This is a genomic window from Pseudomonas sp. N40(2020) (genome assembly GCF_014472415.1).
Lineage (GTDB): Bacteria > Pseudomonadota > Gammaproteobacteria > Pseudomonadales > Pseudomonadaceae > Aquipseudomonas.
In genome coordinates, this window is the sequence record NZ_JACSZV010000001.1 from 184,766 (window position 1) to 202,572 (window position 17,807).

Consider the following 17,807-nt stretch of genomic DNA (forward strand, 5'->3'; position numbering starts at 1 on the left):
GTCATCTTTTTTCCACAGCGGCTGGCCTCAGCTTTTCGCAGTATTTTTGCCATGGGAGCCAACTGACATGGACCGTCTGACACGCATTTTGGCCGCACTCACCCGCTGGGGGCTGGGCCTGTGCGCGTTGGTTCTGGTGTTGATGGCGCTGTACGTCAGTCTTGGTCGCGAGCTGACCCCGTTGGTGGCCGAGTACCGCACCGACATCGAAGACAAGGCCAGTGCAGCCCTCGGCATGCCGTTGCAGATTGGCGAGCTGGAGGGTAACTGGAGCGGGTTCGCGCCGATCCTGCTGGCCCATGATGTGATGGTCGGCGACGGTGCCAACGCCCTGCGTCTTGATCGAGTGCGTGCAGTACCCGATCTGTGGGCCAGTCTGTTGGCCCGCGAAGTGCGCATCGCTCATCTGGAACTCAATGGCCTGAAAATCAGCCTCAAGGAATCCGAGGACGGCACCTGGGCGCTGGAAGGCTTGCCGGTGCAGAAGGATCAACCGTTCGATCCCGAGCAACTGTTCAAGCGCTCGCAAATGATTCAGCAACTGTCGGTGCTCGACAGTCAGGTGACCTTGCAGCCACTGGATCACGCGCCGATGACCCTCACCTACGTCGGCCTCAACCTGAAAACCGGTGCCACTCGTCAGCTTCTCGATGCACGTTTGACCCTGCCTGATGGCCAACCCGTTGCACTGAACCTGCGAACTCGAATCCGCCCCGGCCAATGGCAAGACAGCGCGATAGAAGGCTACGCCAGCCTGCCGCAAAGTGATTGGTCGAAGTGGCTGCCAGAGCGCCTCACTCAACAATGGAATTTCTCCGAGATCAAGGCCGGCGGCGAGCTCTGGGTGAACTGGGCCGAGGGCGCGCTGCAAAGTGCGGCGCTGCGTTTGAACGCACCGCAAGTGACTGGCGCCTACGCCGAGCGCAAGCCGATCCAGATCAACAATCTGGCGCTCAACGCCTACTACAAAAACAGTGCCAACGGCGCGACCGTCACCCTCGATTCGCTGGCGATGAACTTCGGCGAAACCCGTTGGGAGACACGCGTGCAAGTGCAGCAGACGCGCGCCACTGACAAGGTCGACGAACTCTGGCATTTGCAGGCAGATCGTCTTGATCTCACCCCGATCACCCCGTTACTCAATGCGTTGGGGCCGTTGCCGCAAGGCTTCGCCACCGTGGTCGAGCGCCTGAAAGTGACCGGTGGGCTGCGCAACGTGTTGCTGGATTTCCGCCCGAACGCCACTGACGGTACAAAATTCGGCTTTGCCGCCAACCTTGATCGTGTCGGTTTTGATGCCTATCACGGCGCCCCTGCGGCGCGAAATGTCAGCGGCAGCCTCAGCGGTAATCTCGATGGTGGCGAGTTGCGCATGGACAGCAAGGATTTTGTCCTGCACCTCGATCCGATCTTCGCCAAGCCCTGGCAATACATTCAGGCCAACGCACGGCTCACCTGGAAACTGGATAAAGACGGCTTCACCCTGATCGCGCCTTACCTGAAGGTACTGGGCGAGGAGGGCAAGATTGCCGGCGACTTCCTCATTCGCCTGCATTTCGATCACAGCCAGGAAGACTACATGGACTTGCGGGTCGGTCTTGTCGATGGCGACGGCCGCTACACCGCCAAATATTTGCCCGAAGTGCTGAGCCCGGCGCTCGACGAATGGCTGCGCACCGCGATTCTCAAAGGCGCGGTGGATCAGGGCTTCTTCCAGTACCAAGGTTCGCTGAGCAAAAATGCCGGCGAGGCCGACCGCAGCATCAGCCTGTTCTTCAAGGTGCATGACGCCGAACTGGCCTTCCAGCCGGGCTGGCCGCATGTGAGCAAGGTCAGTGGTGACGTGTTCATCGAAGACAGCGGCGTGCGGATCTGGGCCAGCAAGGGCCAGTTGCTCGATACGCAGGTCAGTGATGTTTTCGTCAATATTCCCCATGTTCCGTCGGGTCAGAACCCCCATATGTTTCTCGACGGCGCATTTGCCGGTGGTCTGGGTGACGGGCTGAAGATCCTGCAGGAAGCACCGATCGGCACCGCCGACACCTTCGCCGGCTGGGAAGGCTCGGGCGATCTGCAAGGCAAGCTGAAACTGGATATTCCGCTGGCCAAGGGAGACCAGCCGAAAATTCTCGTCGACTTTAAAACCGCCAATGCGCGGCTGAAACTGGCCGAACCGAAACTGGAGCTGACGCAACTCAAGGGCGACTTCCGTTTCGACAGCGCCAAGGGGCTCAGCGGGCAGAACATCGCAGCTCGGGCGTTCGACAAACCGGTCACCGCGCAAATCTTTGCCGATGGCAGCCCCGGTAAGCTCAGAACCCGAGTGGCCGCTTCGGGACAGGTAGAGGTCAAGAAACTCACTGACTGGCTCGGCGTGACTCAGCCGTTACCGGTGACCGGGACGATTCCCTATCAGCTGCAACTGAACCTCGACGGCGCCGACAGCCAGTTGATGGTCAGCTCCAACCTCAAAGGGGTGACCGTCGACCTGCCCGCACCGTTCGGTATGGCGGCCGATGTCGGTCGCGACACGGTCTTCCGCATGACTCTGCAAGGGCAGGAGCGGCGTTACTGGGTCAATTACGATCAACTGGCCAATTTCACCTTTGCCGCACCACCGACGAATTTCGCTGACGGGCGCGGCGAGTTGTTTCTCGGTGCAGGCGAAGCTGTGCTGCCGGGCGCCAAGGGCTTGCGTATTCGCGGCGTGCTGTCGGAGCTGGACGTTGCGCCGTGGCAGGAACTGGTCAACAAATATGCCGGACAGGACCCGGGCGGCAGTGCCAAGCAACTGTTGAGCAGTGCTGACTTCAAGATCGGCAAGCTCACGGCGTTCGGCACCACGCTGGATCAGGCCTCGGTTCAGGTCAATCGCAAGCCGGGGGCGTGGAATCTGGCGCTCGACAGTCAACAGGCCAAAGGCACTGCCAGCCTTCCGGACGCGAAAAGCACACCGCTTGCGGTGAATCTGCAATACGTGCGACTGCCGGCGCCGGACCCGACGGTACAGGCCGACGAAAATTCACCAGACCCTTTGGCGTCAGTGGATCCATCGAAAATTCCGGCGCTGGATATCACCATCAATCAACTGTTCCTCGGCCAGGATCTGGTCGGTGGCTGGTCGCTCAAAGTGCGCCCGACCGCCAAAGGCATCGCCCTGAACAACCTCGACATGGGCCTCAAAGGCATTCTGTTGCAGGGCAACGGCGGCTGGGAAGGCGCGCCGGGGTCGACCAGCAGCTGGTTCAAGGGCCGGATTGGCGGCAAGAATCTGGCCGACGTGCTCAAGGGCTGGGGCTTTGCGCCGAGCGTGACCAGTGAAGAGTTCCATATGGACGTCGATGGCCGCTGGCCGGGTTCGCCGGCATGGCTGGCGACCAAACGCTTCTCCGGCACACTCGATGCGTCGCTGAACAAGGGCCAGTTTGTCGAAGTCGAGGGCGGTGCGCAGGCACTGCGGGTGTTTGGGCTGCTGAACTTCAACTCCATCGGCCGCCGTTTGCGTCTGGATTTCTCCGACCTCTTCGGCAAAGGCTTGAGCTACGACCGGGTCAAGGGACTGCTGGTTGCCAGCAACGGTGTGTATGTCACACGGGAACCGATTCGCCTGACCGGGCCGTCGAGCAACCTCGAACTGAACGGTACGCTGGATCTGGTCGGTGATCAGGTCGATGCCAAATTGCTGGTGACCTTGCCGGTGACCAATAACCTGCCGATTGCCGCGCTGATCGTCGGTGCCCCGGCGGTCGGCGGTGCGCTGTTCCTCATCGACAAGCTGATCGGTGACCGTGTGGCACGTTTTGCCAGTGTGAAATACACCGTCAAAGGCCCGTGGAAAGAACCGAAAATCACGTTCGACAAGCCTTTTTGAACAGCCAGGCCTTGAGACGATGGAGTAGCATGGCCGCATATGTCTTGCGGAGTTCGCCATGTCTTTAGCGGTCATTCAAATGGTCAGCCAGAGTGACGTGCTGGCCAATCTGGCTCAGGCCCGGCGCTTGCTCGAACAGGCTGCGGCCGGTGGCGCGAAGCTGGCCGTGTTGCCGGAAAACTTCGCTGCCATGGGCCGTCGCGACATCCCTGACATCGGTCGCGCTGAAGCATTGGGCGAAGGTCCGATTCTGCCATGGTTGAAACAGACGGCCCGCGACCTCAGGTTATGGATAGTCGCCGGCACGTTGCCGCTACCACCCATCGATCAACCGACGGCCAAGTCGCATGCATGCTCGCTGCTGATCAACGATCAGGGCGAAACCGTTGCTCGGTATGACAAGCTGCACCTGTTTGATGTGGATGTGGCGGACAATCGCGGGCGTTACCGCGAATCCGATGACTATGCTTATGGCGGTGGTGTGGTGGTTGCGGATACACCGGTCGGCAAAGTCGGTCTGACCGTGTGTTATGACCTGCGCTTTCCGGAGCTGTACAGCGAATTGCGTGCCGCCGGTGCCGAGTTGATTACGGCACCTTCAGCCTTTACCGCGGTGACCGGCGCGGCGCATTGGGATGTGCTGATTCGCGCGCGGGCCATCGAGACTCAGTGTTACGTGTTGGCGGCAGCACAGGGCGGGATCCATCCGGGACCGCGGGAAACCTTCGGGCATGCGGCGATCGTCGACCCGTGGGGGCGTGTGCTGGCGCATCAGGATCAAGGCGAAGCGGTGCTGTTGGCCGAACGCGATAGCGATGAACAGGCGTCCATCAGGGCGCGAATGCCGGTGACGCGTCATCGGCGGTTTTTTTCGCAGGGCGCACTGCGACCTGCTTCAGAACATGAATTTAAGGCCTAAACCATGAGCGAGTTGTTGTCCTCAGTCAGTGATCACCTTTTGGCGCCCGGCGGCGTGACGATCGAGAGCCTGCAAGGCGTGCTCGGCGATCTGGCCGGCCCGGGCATCGATGCCGCCGATCTGTATTTCCAGGGTCAGATTTCCGAGTCCTGGGCGCTGGAAGACGGCATCGTCAAGGAAGGCAGCTTTAACCTCGATCAGGGTGTCGGCGTGCGTGCGCAGTCCGGTGAGAAAACCGGTTTCGCCTACAGCAACGCAATCACTCTCGAAGCCCTCGGCGCTGCGGCGCGTGCAGCACGCTCGATTTCCCGTGCCGGGCAAAATGGCACGGTGCAGGCGTTCTCCACACAAGACGTCGCCCAGCTGTATGCGCCGGACAATCCACTGGAAGTCCTGACGCGTGCCGAGAAAGTCGAACTGCTCAAGCGCATCGACGTCGCCACTCGCGCCCTCGATCCGCGCATCCAGCAAGTCAGCGTGAGCATGGCCGGGGTCTGGGAGCGGATTCTGGTGGCGTCCACCGACGGCGGACTGGCGGCGGATGTCAGGCCACTGGTGCGCTTCAACGTCAGCGTCATCGTTGAGCAGAATGGTCGTCGCGAGCGCGGCGGCCATGGCGGCGGCGGGCGTACCGACTACCGTTATTTCCTCGCTGAAGACCGTGCCATGGGCTATGCCCGTGAAGCGCTGCGTCAGGCGCTGGTGAATCTGGAAGCCATTCCGGCACCGGCCGGTACTTTGCCGGTGGTGTTGGGTTCGGGCTGGTCTGGCGTACTGCTGCACGAAGCAGTCGGCCACGGTCTGGAAGGCGACTTCAACCGCAAGGGCAGTTCGGCCTACAGCGGGCGCATGGGCGAGATGGTCGCCTCGAAACTCTGCACCATTGTCGATGACGGCACCCTGAGCGGGCGTCGTGGATCGCTGAGTGTCGACGACGAAGGCACCCCGACCGAATGCACCACGCTGATCGAAAACGGCGTACTCAAGGGCTACATGCAGGACAAGCTCAACGCGCGCCTGATGGGCGTCGCCCGTACCGGCAACGGTCGTCGTGAATCCTATGCGCATCTGCCGATGCCACGGATGACCAACACCTACATGCTCGGCGGCGAAAGCGATCCGGCGGAAATCATCGCTTCGGTGAAGAAAGGCATCTACTGCGCCAACCTTGGCGGCGGTCAGGTCGACATCACCAGCGGTAAGTTCGTGTTCTCCACCAGTGAGGCTTATTTGATCGAGGACGGCAAGATCACCGCGCCGGTCAAAGGCGCGACGTTGATCGGCAACGGTCCCGAGGCGATGAGCCGGGTGTCGATGGTCGGTAACGATCTGGCGCTGGACAGCGGTGTGGGGACGTGTGGCAAGGATGGGCAGTCGGTGCCGGTGGGTGTTGGCCAGCCGACGCTGAAAATCGATGCGATCACCGTGGGTGGCACTGGCGCATAAGATGAGGTGGAGCTGCGGGTGGCGCACAGGGCGACCACCCGATGACGATTATCAACGCAGACCGCGTTGAGTCTCGTCCAGCTCACGGATGTACTTGAAGATCTTGCGGCTCGATGCAGGAGGTTTGTTTTGCGCAACCTCATGCTGGGCCTGACGGATCAGGGAACGCAATTGCTGGCGATCGGCGTCCGGGTACTCGACGACGAATTTCTCCAGCACGGCATCGTCGCCCGCGATCAGGCGATCACGCCAGCGTTCGAGATTGTGGAAACGCTCGTTGTACTGGCGAGTCGAGGCATCCAGTTGATCGAGCAGCGTCAGAATCGCGTCAGTGTCCTGATCGCGCATCAGCTTGCCGATGAACTGCAAGTGCCGTTTACGCGCGATGTTCGCGGTGTGCTTGGGCGCATCGGCCAAGGCACGGCGCATCGCGTCGGTCAGCGGCAGTTTTGCGATCAAGTCAGGCTTGAGTGTTGTAAGGCGCTCGCCGAGGTCAACCAGAGCATGCAGCTCGCGTTTGACCTGAGATTTGCTTTTTTCTCCCGTATCGAGGGAGTCGTCGTAAGAATCAACCATGGTGGCAGTCCGCAAAGAAACGCCGCCATGATAACCAGTCGGGGGCCGCTTGTCCGGCCCGGTCGCTCGATGACCCCAGCCGAAAGCAGAATTTGAGTGGAGATGAGCATGAGTGCAGTTCAAAGCGTCGGCCCGCAGGCATTGCCGGCACTGCAGGAACAAGTCGAGCAGATCATCGCCGAAGCCAAGCGTCAGGGCGCCAGTGCCTGCGAAGTCGCGGTGTCGCTGGAGCAGGGGCTGTCCACATCGGTACGTCAGCGCGAGGTCGAAACCGTCGAGTTCAACCGCGATCAGGGCTTTGGCATCACGCTATATGTCGGCCAGCGCAAAGGCTCGGCCAGCACGTCCGCCACCGGGCCTGATGCGATTCGCGAAACGGTCGCCGCTGCACTGGCCATCGCCAAGCACACGTCCGAAGACGAAGCCTCGGGCTTGGCCGATGCAGCCCTGATGGCCAAGGATCAGCAGGATTTCGATCTGTTCCACGAATGGGATATCACCCCGGAGCAGGCCATCGAGAAGGCATTGCTCTGCGAAGCAGCGGCGTTTGATGCCGATGCACGAATCAAGAACGCTGACGGCACTACGCTCAGCACCCATCAGGGTTGCCGCGTTTACGGCAACAGCCACGGTTTTATTGGTGGCTATGCGTCGACCCGGCACAGCCTGAGCTGCGTGATGATCGCCGAGGCTAATGGCCAGATGCAGCGTGATTACTGGTACGACGTGAACCGTCAGGGCACTTTGCTCGCTGACCCGGTGAGCATTGGCCAACGTGCTGCGCAACGGGCGGCGAGCCGTCTGGGCGCACGTCCGGTGCCGACTTGCGAAGTCCCGGTGCTGTTTTCTGCAGAACTGGCGGGTGGGTTGTTCGGCAGCTTCCTGTCGGCGGTTTCCGGCGGAAGTCTTTATCGCAAATCGTCTTTCCTGGAAGGTACGCTGGGGCAGAAACTGTTCCCGGAATGGCTGACCATCGACGAGCGTCCGCACCTGATGCGAGCTATGGGCAGTGCTTCTTATGACGGTGATGGCCTGGCAACTTACGCCAAACCGTTCGTCGAAAAAGGTGAGCTGGTGTCGTACATCCTCGGCACTTACTCGGGGCGCAAACTCGGCATGCCGAGCACCGCCAACGCCGGCGGCGTGCACAACCTGTTTGTCACCCATGGCGATGAAGACCAGGCTGCATTGCTGCGTCGCATGGGTCGTGGGCTGTTGGTCACTGAGTTGATGGGCCATGGTTTGAACATGGTCACTGGTGACTATTCTCGCGGGGCGGCGGGTTTCTGGGTCGAGAACGGCGAGATCCAGTTCGCGGTGCAGGAAGTGACCATCGCCGGCAATATGCGCGACATGTTCAAGCAGATTGTCGCCGTGGGCAATGATCTGGAGTTGCGCAGCAATATCCGCACCGGTTCGGTGTTGATCGAACGGATGACGGTTGCGGGCAGCTAAACCCAGTCCCGTAACACCAAAAGGCGCGCCATCCGATCGGGTGGCGCGCCTTTTTTATGCCTGCCACAACGATGGCTCCTAAAAAAGGCACTCTTGTTTTGGTTCTCATTATCATCTAATAATAAATCTCATCTCCGAACGAGTCCCGGATCATGAGTTCTGCCTTGCATGAGCAGCCGTACCTCGAAAACTGGCGCTGGATGAGTCGCCAGATCCGTTGCGCGATGGATCCCGACGAACCGCGTCTGATCGAACACTATCTGGCCGAAGGCCGGTATCTGGCCTGCTGTACCGCAACTTCCCCGTGGACTATCGCTGAAACCTCGTTCCGTCTGCTGCTCGACACGGCCACCGACATCGCCTTGCCGTGGCACTGGCGCAACCTCTGCCTCGATCAAGCCTGGCGCCCGTTGCGTGAAATGGAGCGCCTGTCGCTGTGCAATTGCCGGCTCAAACGCTGGCAGCGTTACACCTGGCAACTGGCGACCTGCGAGTTGCAACCCTCGATTCCTCTCATTGAACTGGTGCAAGGATTTACTGATGACCAAGACTCGTATTGAGCGCGACAGCATGGGCGAACTGCAGGTGCCGGTGGACGCTCTCTACGGCGCGCAGACCCAGCGCGCAGTGGATAACTTCCCGATCAGCGGCAAGCCGATGCCGGCGCAATTCATCCGCGCGCTGATTTTGGCCAAAGCCGCCGCCGCCCGGGCCAACGTCGAACTCAACCAGATCAGTGCCGCCCAGGGCAAAGCCATCAGCGACGCCGCCCAAGGCCTGCTCGAAGGCGACTTCATGAAGCATTTCCCTGTGGATATCTTCCAGACCGGGTCCGGCACCAGCTCCAACATGAACGCCAATGAAGTGATCGCCACGTTGGCCAGCCGTCTTCTCGATGAGCCAGTCAATCCGAACGATCACGTCAACTGCGGGCAGAGCAGCAACGACATCATCCCGACCACCATCCACGTCAGCGCCGCGCTGGCGTTGCACGAACAACTGCTGCCGGCGCTGCTGCACTTGGTGCAAGTCATCGAGCACAAAGCTGAGCAAGTGCATCACCACGTCAAAACCGGGCGCACGCATTTGATGGACGCGATGCCTGTGCGCATGAGCCAGGTACTCAATGGTTGGGCGCAACAACTCAAGGCCAACATCGGTCATCTGCAAGACCTGTTGCCAAGCCTGCAATCCCTGGCGCAGGGCGGCACGGCGGTGGGTACTGGCATCAATGCGCATCCTGAATTCGCCGCGCGTTTCAGCCGCCAGTTGAGCCAACTCACCAACGTGCAGTTCACCCAAGGCAAAGACCTGTTCGCGCTGATCGGCTCGCAGGACACCGCCGTCGCCGTCTCCGGGCAACTCAAGGCGACCGCTGTGTCGCTGATGAAAATTGCCAACGATCTGCGCTGGATGAACTCCGGCCCGCTCGCCGGCCTCGGTGAAATCGAACTTGAAGCTCTGCAACCGGGCTCCTCGATCATGCCGGGCAAGGTGAATCCGGTGATCCCGGAAGCCACCGCCATGGTTGCAGCCCAAGTGATCGGCAACGATTCGGTGATCACCATCGCCGGCCAGTCGGGCAACTTCGAACTCAACGTGATGCTGCCAATCATCGCTCAGAACCTGCTGAGCAGCATCGAACTGCTGGCCAACTCCAGCCGCCTGTTGGGCGACAAGGCCATCGCCAGCTTTAAGGTCAATGAGTCGCGGCTCAAGGAAGCGCTGTCGCGTAACCCGATTCTGGTCACCGCGCTCAATCCGATCATCGGGTATCAAAAAGCCGCCGAAATTGCCAAGCAGGCCTACAAGCAGGGTCGCCCGGTGATCGACGTCGCCTTGGAACACACCGACCTGTCGCGCAGCCAACTGGAAGAGTTGCTCAACCCCGAGAAACTCACCGCCGGCGGCGTGTAATCACCGCAACCGCTTTGGAGGTTCACCATGGAGCACTGGAAACGCACGATCGAACGGGCCAATCGCTGCTTCATGCTGGGAGAGCTGATTGACGCCCGTGAGGCTTACCTGCAAGCCCTGGCCCTGGCGCAAGTCTTGTTCGAACGCTGGGCAGATGCCGACGAAGCGGTGGCGGCCTGTGTCATCTCCCATCACAACCTGGCGGATCTGCACCTGTGCCTGAATCAGCCGGAGGAAAGCGCCGAGTATCTCTGCGCCATTCACCAGCGGTTGTTGCAGACCATGCAGGACGAGCGTTTACGCTTGGCCCTGCGCGAAGCAGCGTTGCGCCAAAGCAGCAAGACCTACGTCGAGTTATTGAATTTCATCAGCGAGCACGGCGAATACCCGCGCACTCAGCGCCTGCTGCACCCGGATACCGGCAATGCGCGCCGCGCGCCTGCCCCACATCATCATGGAGTCCACTGAAATGGCTTTTACCTTGCCTGCCTTGCCCTACGCCTACAACGCCCTGGAACCGCACATTGATGCGCAGACCATGGAAATCCACTACACCAAGCATCACCAGACGTACATCAACAACCTTAACGCGGCAGTCGAAGGCACCGAATATGCCGAGTGGCCGATAGAAAAACTGGTGGCCAGCGTCCAGCAATTGCCGGAAAAACTCCGTGCGGCGGTGATCAATCAGGGCGGCGGTCACGCCAACCATTCGCTGTTCTGGGAAGTCATGGTGCCAAGTGGCGGCGGCAAGCCGGACGGTGCGCTGGCCAAGGCCATCGATGAACAATTGGGTGGTCTCGACAGTTTCAAAGAGGCATTCACCAAAGCTGCACTGACCCGTTTCGGCAGCGGTTGGGCGTGGCTCAGCGTGACCCCGGAGAAGACGCTGGTTGTGGAAAGCAGCGGCAATCAGGACAGCCCGCTGATGAGTGGCAACACGCCGATTCTCGGTCTGGATGTGTGGGAACACGCCTACTACCTGCGCTACCAGAACCGCCGCCCGGAATACATCAATGCGTTCTACAACGTGATTAATTGGCCTGAAGTTGCTGCGCGTTATCACGCCGCACTGGTTTAAGTTTTCTATAAAAACAATCCAAGGCTGACTATGGGCACTGAAACACTGGCGATCGGAAGTGGGCGTATGTTTCGTTACGCAGTGGGATCGCTGTTGCTGTTAGCGGGTATGACCTTGCTGGTCGCCCACGGGCTGGAATGGCTGAACCTAGAGCCGCGGCTGTCACGGGCGTTGCAGGGCGGTGCGATCTGCGCCCTGGGAACGGCACTTGGTGCTGTGCCAGTGCTGGTGATTCGCAACATGCCGCAGGCACTAGGCGATACGTTGCTCGGTTTCGGTGCCGGGGTGATGCTGGCCGCGACGGCTTTTTCGTTGATTGTCCCGGGCATTGCCGCTGCCGAAAGCCTTGGTCTGACACCTTGGGCAGCCAGCGGCCTGATCTGCTTCGGCATCATGCTCGGCGCATTCGGCCTTTACCTGGTTGATCGCAGGGTCTCTGGCGCCTCACCCGAAATGCTCATCGGCACAGTCGAGCACCCGGTGATTCCACCGCGGATCTGGCTGTTTGTGTTCGCCATCATTGCCCATAACATTCCGGAGGGCATGGCGGTCGGCGTGTCGGCCGGTGGTGGTATGCCCGATGCTGACAGTCTGGCCATGGGCATCGCGTTGCAGGACGTGCCGGAAGGTCTGGTGATCGCGCTGGTGCTGGCCGGTGCAGGGATGTCGCGGGTCAAAGCGTTTTTGATCGGTGCGGCGTCAGGGCTGGTCGAACCGGTGTTTGCGCTGCTCTGTGCGTGGCTGGTCAGCCTGGCGCAGGTGTTGTTGCCCTTGGGCCTGGCGCTGGCGGCGGGAGCAATGTTGCTGGTGGTGACCCACGAAGTGATCCCCGAGTCGCGACGCAATGGTCATGACAAGCTGGCCAGCCTTGGGCTGTTGGTGGGTTTTTGTCTGATGATGGTGATGGATACGGCGTTGGGTTGAAGCAGATCAAAAGATCGCAGCCTTCGGCAGCTCCTACAGGAAAAGCATTCCAATGTAGGAGCTGCCGAAGGCTGCGATCTTTTGACTTTGGCTATTAACCGCCTTCATCGAAGTAGTTGTTGATCAACGCTACCAGCGCATCCAGAGCTTCCCGTTCCTGATGTCCTTCGGTACTCAAATAGATTTTGGTGCCTTTGCCCGCAGCCAGCATCATCATCGCCATGATGCTTTTGCCATCCACGGTGGACTCTGGTGTCCGGCCCACTCTGATCGTGCAATCCGGATACTGACCGGCGACCCCGACAAACTTGGCCGACGCCCGGGCATGCAAACCCAGTTTATTGATGATTTCGATTTCCAGAGCAGGCATCGCGGTGTGAATCCTTTAAGTGAGGTCGCGGTGGCGAACCTGGACGTTCTTCAGGGTTTTCTGCAGGGCCTGACCCAGGCGTTCGGTCAGGTAGACGGAGCGGTGATGTCCGCCGGTGCAGCCAATGGCAATGGTGACGTAGGCGCGGTTGCTCGCGGCGAAGCGCGGCAGCCATTTGTGCAGGTAGCCGAAAATGTCCTGAAACATTTCCTCGACTTCCGGCTGTGCCGCCAGGTACTCGGCCACTGGCTCATCAAGACCGGATTGCGCGCGTAACTCTGGCTTCCAGTACGGATTGGGCAGGCATCGCACGTCAAACACCAGATCGGCGTCGACCGGCATGCCGCGCTTGAAACCGAAAGACTCCACCAGATACGCCGTACCCGGCTCCGGTTGGTTCAGCAAGCGCAGCTTGATGGTATCGCGAAGCTGGTAAAGGTTCAGATTGGTGGTGTTGACCTTGAGGTCGGCCAGATCGGCGATCGGGCCGAGCAGGGCAGTCTCATCGTTGATGGCTTCAGCCAGCGACCGATTGGCGGTGCTCAGCGGGTGCCGACGACGGGTTTCCGAGAAACGTTTGAGCAGAGTTTCTTCGTCAGCGTCCAGATACAACACATCGCACTGGATGTGGCGGCTGCGGACTTCTTCCAGCAACTCGGGGAAGCGTGACAGATGACTCGGCAGATTACGCGCATCGATCGACACCGCCACCAGCGGTTGTGCCAGTTCAGTATGAATGAGTGCGCGCTCTGCCAGTTCCGGCAGCAGGCCCGCCGGCAAATTGTCGATGCAGTAGTAGCCGTTGTCCTCAAGGACATTCAACGCCGTACTTTTGCCCGAGCCGGAACGGCCACTGACGATGATCAAGCGCATGATTAGTGCCCGCTTTGTTCGTCCACGACGACCTGATACAAGGCTTCGTTGCTCGAAGCACTACGCAATTTTTCGCGAACGTCCTTGCGATCAAGCATGCTGGCGATCTGACGCAGCAATTCCAGATGCGCATCGGTCGCAGCTTCCGGCACCAGCAATACGAACAGCAGGTCAACCGGAGCACCGTCGATGGCGTCGAAATCGATTGGGGCTTCAAGGTGCATCAAGGCGCTGATAGGCGATTGGCAACCCTTGAGGCGGCAGTGAGGAATGGCGATGCCGTTGCCGAAACCGGTGGAACCGAGTTTCTCACGAGCGATCAGGGCCTCGAAGACATCTTGCATCTCCAGAGCCGGCACTTCGCGGGCGATCAGATTGGCAATCTGTTCGAGGGCTTTCTTTTTACTGCCGCCCGGCACGTTCACGAGGGAACGGCCGGGGGTCAGGATACTTTCAAGTCGGATCATGGAGTGGGGGGTTATCGACCGGTCGCGCCCTGGAGCAGGCTCTGGGTCTTTTCCTTATGCTTTTTGAGTTGTTTATCCAGCTTGTCGGTCAGGGCGTCGATCGCGGCGTACATATCGGTATGTTCCGCGTTGGCGACCACTTCACTGCCGGGAATATGCAAGGTGGCTTCGATTTTCTGCTTCAGCTTTTCGACACACATCGTGACTTGCACGTTGGTAATCTTGTCGAAATGGCGCTCCAATCGTTCGAGTTTCTCGTTGATATAGGTGCGCAGAGGTTCGGTCACTTCCAGTTGGTGTCCACTGATGTTGACTTGCATACAGCTTCTCCTTCGTTGCCAGTGCATAAAGCGGCAGGCCGAAAAGCCTGCCACTGGAACGCTGTAACGTGGCTTACATCAACCGCTTGCGTTCGCTCGAAGGCGCGATTCCTAGGGACTCGCGGTACTTGGCGACGGTGCGGCGAGCCACCTGAATGCCTTGTGCCTCCAGTAAACCAGCGATCTTGCTGTCACTCAACGGCTTTTTCTGATTTTCCGCGGCAACCAGTTTTTTGATGATCGCGCGGATCGCCGTGGACGAGCATTCACCGCCTTCGGAGGTGCTGACGTGGCTGGAAAAAAAGTATTTCAATTCATAGATACCGCGCGGTGTATGCATGAATTTTTGCGTGGTCACCCGGGAAATCGTCGACTCGTGCATGCCGACCGCTTCAGCGATGTCATGCAGGACCAGCGGCTTCATGGCTTCATCGCCGTATTCCAGAAACCCGCGCTGATGCTCGACGATCTGGGTGGCAACTTTCATCAGGGTTTCGTTGCGGCTTTGCAGGCTCTTGATGAACCAGCGCGCTTCCTGCAACTGATTGCGCATGAAGGTGTTGTCGGCACTGGTATCGGCGCGTCGCACGAAGCCGGCGTACTGGGCGTTGACCCGTAGGCGAGGCACCGACTCCTGATTCAGCTCGACCAGCCAGCGCTCGTTGTCTTTGCGCACGATGACGTCAGGGACCACATATTCAGCTTCAGTCGATTCGATCTGCGAGCCCGGGCGCGGGTTGAGGCTCTGCACCAGCTCGATGACCTGACGCAACTCGTCTTCCTTGAGCTTCATGCGCCGCATCAACTGGCTGTAATCGCGGCTGCCCAGCAGGTCGATATAATCGGTGACCAGACGTTTCGCTTCGGCCAGCCAAGGCGTCTTGGCCGGCAACTGACGCAGTTGCAGCAGCAGGCATTCGCCAAGATTGCGCGCGCCGATGCCGGCCGGCTCGAATTGCTGGATGCGGTGTAAAACGGCTTCGATTTCGTCCAGCTCGATGTCCAGTTCCGGATCGAACGCTTCGAGGATCTCTTCGAGGGTTTCGTCCAGATAACCCTGATTGTTGATGCAATCGATCAGGGTGACGGCGATCAGTCGATCGGTGTCGGACATCGGCGCGAGGTTAAGTTGCCACAGAAGGTGGCTTTGCAGGCTTTCGCCGGCGGAGGTACGGGTGGTGAAGTCCCACTCGTCATCGTCGCTGCTGGGCAGGCTGCTGGCGCTAGTCTGGTAGACGTCTTCCCAGGCCGTATCGACCGGCAGCTCGTTGGGAATGCGTTCGCTCCAGTCGCCTTCTTCTAGGTTATCCACCGTCGGGGCGGTTTCCTGATAGGAGGGTTCCTGGATCTCGGTGTTGGGCTTCTGTTCAACGTTGTCGGCCAGAGGATCGGAGTTGTCGAAGTCTTCGCCTTCTTCCTGGCGTTCGAGCATCGGATTGGATTCCAGGGCCTCCTGGATTTCCTGTTGCAGATCCAGGGTCGACAATTGGAGCAGGCGGATAGCCTGTTGCAGCTGCGGTGTCATCGTCAGCTGCTGGCCCATTCTCAAGACTAGCGATGGTTTCATGGCAGGGGCTTAACACCTTATTCGCCGGCGCTATGCGCCATCCACTACAGGGCGCCGGAGCGCCAAACTTAAGCAAATTATATGCCTGAAACTGAAGTGTTTGCCTAGAGCGCTGTAACAATTAAAGCGTATTAAATTCTGCTTGAATCGATACAGCGCCCGGGCGGCTCACTCGGCACTAACAGGCTTACAGGCGGAATTCATGGCCCAGATACACTTCCTTGACCAGATCGTTGGCCAGGATGGTTTCTGCATCGCCTTCGGCAATCAACTGACCGTCGTTGACGATATAGGCGGTTTCGCAGATGTCCAGCGTCTCACGGACGTTGTGGTCGGTGATCAGAACACCGATGCCCTTGGCCTTGAGATGATGGATGATCTGCTTGATGTCGCCGACCGAGATCGGGTCGACACCGGCGAACGGTTCGTCGAGCAGGATGAATTTCGGTGCTGTCGCCAGGGCGCGGGCGATTTCCACCCGTCGGCGTTCACCACCGGACAGGCTCATGCCGAGGTTGTCGCGAATGTGGCTGATGTGGAATTCCTGCAGCAGGCTTTCCAGCTCCTTGCGACGGCCGGCCTTGTCGAGTTCCTGACGGGTCTCGAGGATGGCCATGATGTTGTCGGCCACCGACAGTTTGCGGAAGATCGACGCTTCTTGCGGCAGATAGCCGATACCCGCCTTGGCGCGACCGTGCATCGGCTGGTGGCTGACGTCCAGATCATCGATCAGCACACGGCCCTGGTCGGCCTGTACCAAGCCGACGATCATGTAGAAGCAAGTGGTCTTGCCGGCACCGTTGGGGCCGAGCAGGCCGACAATCTGGCCGCTGTCGATCGACAGGCTGACGTCACGCACGACCTGGCGGCTTTTATAGGCCTTGGCCAGGTGCTGAGCTTTCAGAGTTGCCATTACTGGGTTTTCTCTTCGGTTTTCTTCTTCGGCTGGATCACCATGTCGATGCGCGGACGCGCTTCGGTGACTTTGCTGCCGGTAGCGCGGCCGGCGCTGGCCAGTTTCTTCACGGTGTCGTAGACGATTTTCTCGCCCTGGGTGGTGTTGTTGTCCTTGTCGACAACCTTGGCTTTGTCGATCAGTACGACGCGGTTTTGCGCGGCGTGGTACTGGATCGTCACGCCCCAGCCCTGAACAGGTTTGGTATCGCCAGCGGTTTGCAGTTGCTCGAAGTAGGCCAGGTTGCCCACCGAGGTCACCACGTCGATGTCACCGGTCGGGGTACGGGTGATGGTTATGGTGTTGCCGGTAACCTTCATCGAACCCTGGGTGATGATCACGTCGCCTTTATAAGTGGCAACGCCATTCTTGTCGTCCAGCTGGGCATCGTCGGCCTGAATGCGGATTGGCTGCTCTTGATCGTTCGGCAGAGCCCAGGCGCTCACGCTTCCCAGTGCTGCGCCCAGACTGAGCAAAATAGGGAGGGTTTTAACGAGCCTCATACTGTCCTCTTACGTTCGATTGCAGGTGTATCCTGCTTTCCTTCAGATACGCTTTCATTCCTACGCCAGTCGATACACCGCCAGCGCCGTCGATTCTAACGGGTTGCGCGGTCTGCGCATATTCCTGCTGCGGGAACACCGTCATGCGAGTGGACGTGATCAGGGTGGCGCGGTTCTTTTCATCGGTGCGCTTGATGCGTACTGAGTCGATCAGCTCGACTTCGGTGCCGCCCGAGTTCACTTCGCCGCGTTCGCTGGTCACGTGCCACGGGAAATCTGTGCCGCGGTACATGTTCAGGTCAGGCTTGGTGACCAGCGTGATGTCGGTCGCCTTGACGTGCTCGGCCTTCTCGGAGGTCATTTCATACTGCACTTTGCCGTCCGGAAGGTATTGCACGGTGTGCGTGTTGGTCGCATACCAGTCGATAGGCGTTTCTACGGAGGAAACCGCAGGCTTGTCGAGGAAGCGTTCCGGGCTGATGTTCCAGTAGCCGACCGCAGCGAATATCGCGGCGATGCAACCGAACAGCAGGAAGTTACGAAATTTTTTGCTGAACATGGTT

At 59.5% G+C, this 17,807-nt stretch carries 18 protein-coding genes; 9 read left to right on the forward strand and 9 right to left on the reverse strand.

The annotated features are described in order from the left end of the window. The first annotated feature begins 67 nt into the window (after positions 1–67). From IAI51_RS00945 to tldD, 3 genes are read left to right on the forward strand one after another with little or no spacing between them, the layout of a single operon-like run. A complete protein-coding gene (locus tag IAI51_RS00945) occupies positions 68–3,871 on the forward strand; it encodes a YhdP family protein (RefSeq protein ID WP_187676770.1) in 3,804 nt (1,267 codons plus the stop codon). 58 nt (positions 3,872–3,929) lie between these two features. Continuing rightward, positions 3,930–4,790, forward strand: a complete 861-nt coding sequence (locus IAI51_RS00950) for a carbon-nitrogen hydrolase family protein (RefSeq protein ID WP_187676771.1) — start codon at positions 3,930–3,932, stop codon at positions 4,788–4,790. A gap of 3 nt (positions 4,791–4,793) precedes the next feature. Further along, positions 4,794–6,236, forward strand: a complete 1,443-nt coding sequence (gene tldD, locus IAI51_RS00955) for a metalloprotease TldD (protein WP_064387936.1) — start codon at positions 4,794–4,796, stop codon at positions 6,234–6,236. A 51-nt stretch (positions 6,237–6,287) separates the two neighbouring features. Here the strand turns inward: tldD and yjgA are convergent, their stop codons facing one another. After that, on the reverse strand, positions 6,288–6,812 hold the full coding sequence (gene yjgA / locus IAI51_RS00960; protein WP_007915377.1) for a ribosome biogenesis factor YjgA: 525 nt from the start codon (positions 6,810–6,812) through the stop codon (positions 6,288–6,290). Positions 6,813–6,914: 102 nt separating this feature from the next. On the opposite strand from yjgA, the gene pmbA reads away from it, so the two are divergent. The 6 genes from pmbA to IAI51_RS00990 all read left to right on the forward strand — a co-directional run bounded on the left by pmbA (position 6,915) and on the right by IAI51_RS00990 (position 12,189). Further along, positions 6,915–8,267, forward strand: coding sequence for a metalloprotease PmbA (gene pmbA / locus IAI51_RS00965; RefSeq protein WP_187676772.1), 1,353 nt, complete (start codon positions 6,915–6,917; stop codon positions 8,265–8,267). Between the two features lie 152 nt (positions 8,268–8,419). Next, a complete protein-coding gene (locus IAI51_RS00970; RefSeq protein ID WP_187676773.1) occupies positions 8,420–8,827 on the forward strand; it encodes a FagA protein in 408 nt (135 codons plus the stop codon). Beyond that, complete coding sequence (locus IAI51_RS00975; RefSeq protein ID WP_187676774.1) at positions 8,808–10,184, forward strand: class II fumarate hydratase; 1,377 nt, start codon at positions 8,808–8,810, stop codon at positions 10,182–10,184. Before IAI51_RS00970 ends, IAI51_RS00975 begins: the two co-directional genes overlap by 20 nt. A 27-nt stretch (positions 10,185–10,211) precedes the next feature. Continuing rightward, positions 10,212–10,652 carry a hypothetical protein gene (locus IAI51_RS00980; protein ID WP_187676775.1) on the forward strand — a complete coding sequence of 147 codons (441 nt, stop codon included), beginning with the start codon at positions 10,212–10,214 and terminating at the stop codon, positions 10,650–10,652. 1 nt (position 10,653) lies between these two features. Beyond that, positions 10,654–11,265, forward strand: coding sequence for a superoxide dismutase (locus tag IAI51_RS00985; protein WP_187676882.1), 612 nt, complete (start codon positions 10,654–10,656; stop codon positions 11,263–11,265). A gap of 30 nt (positions 11,266–11,295) precedes the next feature. Next, positions 11,296–12,189: a ZIP family metal transporter gene (locus tag IAI51_RS00990; protein ID WP_187676776.1), complete on the forward strand. Its 894-nt coding sequence runs from the start codon at positions 11,296–11,298 to the stop codon at positions 12,187–12,189. 94 nt (positions 12,190–12,283) lie between these two features. Here the strand turns inward: IAI51_RS00990 and IAI51_RS00995 are convergent, their stop codons facing one another. From IAI51_RS00995 to lptC, 8 genes are all read right to left on the reverse strand, one after another. Then, positions 12,284–12,559, reverse strand: coding sequence for an HPr family phosphocarrier protein (locus IAI51_RS00995; RefSeq protein ID WP_187676777.1), 276 nt, complete (start codon positions 12,557–12,559; stop codon positions 12,284–12,286). Between the two features lie 15 nt (positions 12,560–12,574). After that, positions 12,575–13,432, reverse strand: a complete 858-nt coding sequence (rapZ, locus tag IAI51_RS01000) for an RNase adapter RapZ (RefSeq protein WP_187676778.1) — start codon at positions 13,430–13,432, stop codon at positions 12,575–12,577. Positions 13,433–13,434: 2 nt separating this feature from the next. After that, entirely contained in the window at positions 13,435–13,899 is a 465-nt protein-coding gene (ptsN, locus tag IAI51_RS01005; RefSeq protein WP_187676779.1) for a PTS IIA-like nitrogen regulatory protein PtsN, read from the reverse strand. Positions 13,900–13,910: 11 nt separating this feature from the next. Beyond that, on the reverse strand, positions 13,911–14,219 hold the full coding sequence (hpf, locus tag IAI51_RS01010) for a ribosome hibernation-promoting factor, HPF/YfiA family (protein WP_187676780.1): 309 nt from the start codon (positions 14,217–14,219) through the stop codon (positions 13,911–13,913). 73 nt (positions 14,220–14,292) lie between these two features. Beyond that, the gene (locus IAI51_RS01015) at positions 14,293–15,786 is read right to left on the reverse strand and encodes an RNA polymerase factor sigma-54 (RefSeq protein ID WP_187676781.1); all 1,494 of its coding nucleotides are present in this window, start codon (positions 15,784–15,786) and stop codon (positions 14,293–14,295) included. Between the two features lie 187 nt (positions 15,787–15,973). After that, positions 15,974–16,699 carry an LPS export ABC transporter ATP-binding protein gene (gene lptB / locus IAI51_RS01020; protein ID WP_008085069.1) on the reverse strand — a complete coding sequence of 242 codons (726 nt, stop codon included), beginning with the start codon at positions 16,697–16,699 and terminating at the stop codon, positions 15,974–15,976. Beyond that, positions 16,699–17,244 carry a lipopolysaccharide transport periplasmic protein LptA gene (lptA, locus tag IAI51_RS01025; RefSeq protein WP_187676782.1) on the reverse strand — a complete coding sequence of 182 codons (546 nt, stop codon included), beginning with the start codon at positions 17,242–17,244 and terminating at the stop codon, positions 16,699–16,701. Before lptA ends, lptB begins: the two co-directional genes overlap by 1 nt. Further along, positions 17,231–17,803, reverse strand: coding sequence for an LPS export ABC transporter periplasmic protein LptC (gene lptC / locus IAI51_RS01030; protein ID WP_187676783.1), 573 nt, complete (start codon positions 17,801–17,803; stop codon positions 17,231–17,233). Before lptC ends, lptA begins: the two co-directional genes overlap by 14 nt. Between the last annotated feature and the right edge of the window lie 4 nt (positions 17,804–17,807).

Bases quoted from the DNA above. Each gene is read 5' to 3' on its own strand.
- IAI51_RS00945 (WP_187676770.1), top strand. From the start codon at position 68: ATGGACCGTCTGACACGCATTTTGGCCGCACTCACCCGCTGGGGGCTG.
- IAI51_RS00950 (WP_187676771.1), top strand. From the start codon at position 3,930: ATGTCTTTAGCGGTCATTCAAATGGTCAGCCAGAGTGACGTGCTGGCC.
- tldD (WP_064387936.1), top strand. From the start codon at position 4,794: ATGAGCGAGTTGTTGTCCTCAGTCAGTGATCACCTTTTGGCGCCCGGC.
- yjgA (WP_007915377.1), bottom strand. From the start codon at position 6,812: ATGGTTGATTCTTACGACGACTCCCTCGATACGGGAGAAAAAAGCAAA.
- pmbA (WP_187676772.1), top strand. From the start codon at position 6,915: ATGAGCATGAGTGCAGTTCAAAGCGTCGGCCCGCAGGCATTGCCGGCA.
- IAI51_RS00970 (WP_187676773.1), top strand. From the start codon at position 8,420: ATGAGTTCTGCCTTGCATGAGCAGCCGTACCTCGAAAACTGGCGCTGG.
- IAI51_RS00975 (WP_187676774.1), top strand. From the start codon at position 8,808: ATGACCAAGACTCGTATTGAGCGCGACAGCATGGGCGAACTGCAGGTG.
- IAI51_RS00980 (WP_187676775.1), top strand. From the start codon at position 10,212: ATGGAGCACTGGAAACGCACGATCGAACGGGCCAATCGCTGCTTCATG.
- IAI51_RS00985 (WP_187676882.1), top strand. From the start codon at position 10,654: ATGGCTTTTACCTTGCCTGCCTTGCCCTACGCCTACAACGCCCTGGAA.
- IAI51_RS00990 (WP_187676776.1), top strand. From the start codon at position 11,296: ATGGGCACTGAAACACTGGCGATCGGAAGTGGGCGTATGTTTCGTTAC.
- IAI51_RS00995 (WP_187676777.1), bottom strand. From the start codon at position 12,559: ATGCCTGCTCTGGAAATCGAAATCATCAATAAACTGGGTTTGCATGCC.
- rapZ (WP_187676778.1), bottom strand. From the start codon at position 13,432: ATGCGCTTGATCATCGTCAGTGGCCGTTCCGGCTCGGGCAAAAGTACG.
- ptsN (WP_187676779.1), bottom strand. From the start codon at position 13,899: ATGATCCGACTTGAAAGTATCCTGACCCCCGGCCGTTCCCTCGTGAAC.
- hpf (WP_187676780.1), bottom strand. From the start codon at position 14,219: ATGCAAGTCAACATCAGTGGACACCAACTGGAAGTGACCGAACCTCTG.
- IAI51_RS01015 (WP_187676781.1), bottom strand. From the start codon at position 15,786: ATGAAACCATCGCTAGTCTTGAGAATGGGCCAGCAGCTGACGATGACA.
- lptB (WP_008085069.1), bottom strand. From the start codon at position 16,699: ATGGCAACTCTGAAAGCTCAGCACCTGGCCAAGGCCTATAAAAGCCGC.
- lptA (WP_187676782.1), bottom strand. From the start codon at position 17,244: ATGAGGCTCGTTAAAACCCTCCCTATTTTGCTCAGTCTGGGCGCAGCA.
- lptC (WP_187676783.1), bottom strand. From the start codon at position 17,803: ATGTTCAGCAAAAAATTTCGTAACTTCCTGCTGTTCGGTTGCATCGCC.